This window comes from Ornithinibacter sp. (assembly GCF_035443565.1).
Classification (GTDB): Bacteria; Actinomycetota; Actinomycetes; order Actinomycetales; family Dermatophilaceae; genus Fodinibacter.
Window position 1 is genome coordinate 1994 of the sequence record NZ_DAORSO010000093.1, and the last position, 3360, is coordinate 5353.

General features: G+C 69.9%; 3 protein-coding genes. 2 read left to right on the top strand and 1 reads right to left on the bottom strand.

All coding sequences use genetic code 11. The features are described from left to right. Positions 1 to 87 precede the first annotated feature (87 nt). Complete coding sequence (locus PLL68_RS10175) at positions 88 to 579, top strand: MarR family winged helix-turn-helix transcriptional regulator (RefSeq protein ID WP_324533725.1); 492 nt, start codon at positions 88 to 90, stop codon at positions 577 to 579. Beyond that, positions 576 to 1880: an MFS transporter gene (locus PLL68_RS10180; RefSeq protein ID WP_324533727.1), complete on the top strand. Its 1305-nt coding sequence runs from the start codon at positions 576 to 578 to the stop codon at positions 1878 to 1880. The genes PLL68_RS10175 and PLL68_RS10180 overlap by 4 nt, the downstream gene beginning before the upstream one ends. 184 nt (positions 1881 to 2064) lie before the next feature. Here PLL68_RS10180 and serC read toward each other — a convergent pair whose 3' ends face one another. Beyond that, positions 2065 to 3192 (bottom strand): phosphoserine transaminase, encoded by a 1128-nt coding sequence (serC, locus tag PLL68_RS10185; protein WP_324533729.1) that lies wholly within the window; start codon positions 3190 to 3192, stop codon positions 2065 to 2067. Positions 3193 to 3360: the final 168 nt, after the last annotated feature.

Consider the following 3360-nt stretch of genomic DNA (forward strand, 5'->3'; position numbering starts at 1 on the left):
TATTGGTCGATCTCGGGACGTGGGGAATGGTTAGCACAGGTAATGAGTTGGGGTAATCAACTGCCCGTCCTGCCGGAGGAGACCACCATGAGCCCCATCACCGCTCCGGTCGCGCCCTCGTCGACGCAGGCCACCCCGCCCTCGGCACCCCGGCCGATGACCCGCGCCCAGCGCGACCGGCTCACCAGTGACCTGCGGATGGCCTGCATGCGGATCGCCCGTCGCGTGCGCCTCGAGAGTGACGCACTCGTGGCGCCGCACCAGTTCTCCGTGCTCGTCCGGCTCGAGGAGCGGCCCAGCACCCCCAAGGACCTCGCCACCATCGAGAAGGTCAGCGCCCCGAGCATGACCCGCACCGTCAATGCCCTCGTCGACCTCGGGCTCGTCGCCCGCGCCGACGACCCCACCGACGGTCGTCAGGTCATCCTGTCGCTGACCCCGGCCGGTCGCGAGACGATCAAGGAGACCCGTCGCAGGCGCCACCAGTGGTTCGCCAGCCAGCTCGAGACGCTCACCGACGACGAGCGCGCCCTGCTCGTGCAGGCCACCGCGCTACTCGAACGGGTGGCCGCCGAATGAGCCCGACCTTCACCTCGTTCGAGGTCCGCAACTACCGCATCTGGTTCGCCGGTGCCCTCGTGTCGAACGTCGGCACGTGGATGGGCCGGGTCGGCCAGGACTGGCTCGTGCTCACGGTGCTCACCGCGGGCTCGGCGACCGCCCTCGGCGTCGTCACCGGGCTGCAGTTCCTGCCGTTCCTGCTGCTCGCCCCGTGGGCCGGGCTGATCGCCGACCGCTTCCCCAAGCGTCGCACCCTCTTGCTGACCCAGACCATGCTGGCCGTCTCGAGTCTGCTGCTCGGGGTGCTCGCCGTCACCGGTCTGGCCCAGCTCTGGCACGTCTACGTGATCGCCCTGCTCCAGGGCGTGACGACGGCCATCGACAACCCCGCCCGTCAGGCCTTCGTGTCCGAGATGGTGCCGAACGACAAGCTCGCGAATGCCGTGTCGCTCAACTCGGCATCCTTCAACCTCGGTCGCCTCATCGGGCCGGGCGTCGCCGGGCTCGTCATCGCGGCGTGGGGCACCGGCCAGGCGCTGCTGCTCAACACCGTGACCTTCGTGTTCGTCATCGCGGCCCTGCTCCTGCTCCGGGCCAACGAGCTCAAGCCCGCGCCGCTCGCGAAGGCGCGTGGCGGCATCCGGGAGGGTTTCTCCTACGTCCGCAACCGGGGCGACCTGCAGCTCGTCATGCTGCTCGTCTTCGTGCTCGGCACGTTCGGGATGAACTTCCAGATCACGATGGCGCTCATGGCGACCAAGGTGTTCGACAAGGGCGCTGGCGAGTTCGGGCTGCTCGGCTCGATCATGGCCATCGGCTCCCTGTCCGCCGCACTGTTCTCCGCCCGCCGCAAGGTGCCGCGGCTGCGGGTGCTGCTCATCTCCCTCGCGGCGTTCACCGTGGTCGCGACGGTGGCGGCGATGGCCCCCACCTACTGGACGTTCGCCCTGGCCCTGGTGCCCGTCGGGTTCTCGGCGCTCACGGCGCTGACGACGGCGAACGCCATGGTCCAGACCCGGGTCGCGCCGGAGATGCGGGGGCGTGTCATGGCGTTGTACATGGCGATCTTCATGGGCGGCACCCCCGCCGGTGCCCCGCTCATCGGGTGGATCTCCGAGACGTTCGGGCCCCGCTGGACGATCGGTATCGGTGCCGTGGCGATGGGGATCACGCTGGTCGGTGTGTCCGTGTGGCTCGCGAGGTCGCAGAATGTCCGCGTGAGCTACGAGTCGCAACGACGCCCGAGGGTGCGCGTCGCCGTCACCAGCCTGCCGACCCCGGCAACGGCGATCGCCCCGGTACCGGAGCCGGCTCGATGACCCCGCTGTTCCGGCGGCGGATGACCCTCGGTGTGCTCGGCGTGCTGATCGCGGTGGCGGCCGTCTACGCCCTCACCCGCTGACCCACGCTGCCCCCGACTTCGTGCGACTTTGCTACCGGATTCGGGCCAATCGCGGCCCGCAGCCGCACTCAAGTCGCACGAAGTCGGGATTGGGGGGGGTGTCAGGCCAGGTGCTCGACGACGTGCTCGATGCAGCCGATGAGCTTGCTGACGTCGTCGGGCTCGACCGCCGGGAAGCAGGCCACCCGCAGCTGGTTGCGGCCGAGCTTGCGGTACGGCTCGACGTCGACGACCCCGTTGGCGCGCAGCGTCTTCGCGATGGCGGAGGCGTCGATCGCGTCGTCGAAGTCGATCGTCGCGACGACCTGCGAGCGGTTCGCGGGGTCGGTGACGTACGGCGTGGCGTAGCTGCTCGCGTCGGCCCAGTCGTAGAGCCGGCCCGAGCTGTCCTTGGTGCGGGCGCTCGCCCACTCCAGACCGCCCTGCCCGTTGAGCCACTGCACCTGGTTGGCGAGCATGGCGAGGGTCGCGAGCGCCGGGGTGTTGTAGGTCTGCTCGAGGCGGCTGTTGCTGATCGCCGTCGGCAGGCTGAAGAAGTCGGGCACCCACCTGCCGGATGCCGTGATCTCCTCCACGCGCGCCAGTGCGGCCGGCGAGAACAGCGCGATCCAGAGGCCACCGTCGGAGCCGAACGACTTCTGCGGGGCGAAGTAGTAGACGTCGCTCTGGGCCACGTCGACGGGGAGCCCGCCGGCACCTGAGGTGGCGTCGATGAGGACGAGGGCGTCGGCATCCGCACCCTCGACCCGGTGCACGGGGGCCATGACACCCGTGCTGGTCTCGTTGTGCGCCCACGCGTAGACGTCGATGCCGGCCTCGGCGCGCGGCTGCGGGCGGGTGCCCGGCTCGCTGGAGATCACCGTCGGCTCACCGAGGAACGGCGCGTTCTTCGTCACGGTGGCGAACTTGCTCGAGAACTCACCGAAGGTGAGGTGCTGGGCGCGGTCGCGCACGAGGCCGAACGCGGCGATGTCCCAGAACGCGGTCGCACCGCCGTTGCCCAGGACCACCTCGTAGCCCTCGGGCAGCGAGAAGAACTCGGCCAGGCCCGAGCGAACCTGGGCGACGATGTCGCGGACCGGCTTCTGGCGGTGCGAGGTGCCCATGACCGTGGTGGCGATCGCGCTGAGGGCCTCGATCTGGGCCGGGCGGACCTTCGAGGGGCCCGAACCGAAGCGGCCGTCGGCCGGCAGCAGGTCAGCGGGGATGGTGATCGGGGCGTCGCTCACGATGGTTCTCCAGGGTCGGCGTGGGGTTGAGTCGTGGTTGCGGTCGTCCACTCCTGTGAGGGAGCGGGACACGATGACTGCGGGCCGACGTCGTCGGCGACCCGTGACCGGCATCCATCTTCACCCACGATGCCCGGATGCCGGACGTGAGTTCCAGCACGTGGAACC

Bases quoted from the DNA above. Each gene is read 5' to 3' on its own strand.
- PLL68_RS10175 (WP_324533725.1), top strand. From the start codon at position 88: ATGAGCCCCATCACCGCTCCGGTCGCGCCCTCGTCGACGCAGGCCACC.
- PLL68_RS10180 (WP_324533727.1), top strand. From the start codon at position 576: ATGAGCCCGACCTTCACCTCGTTCGAGGTCCGCAACTACCGCATCTGG.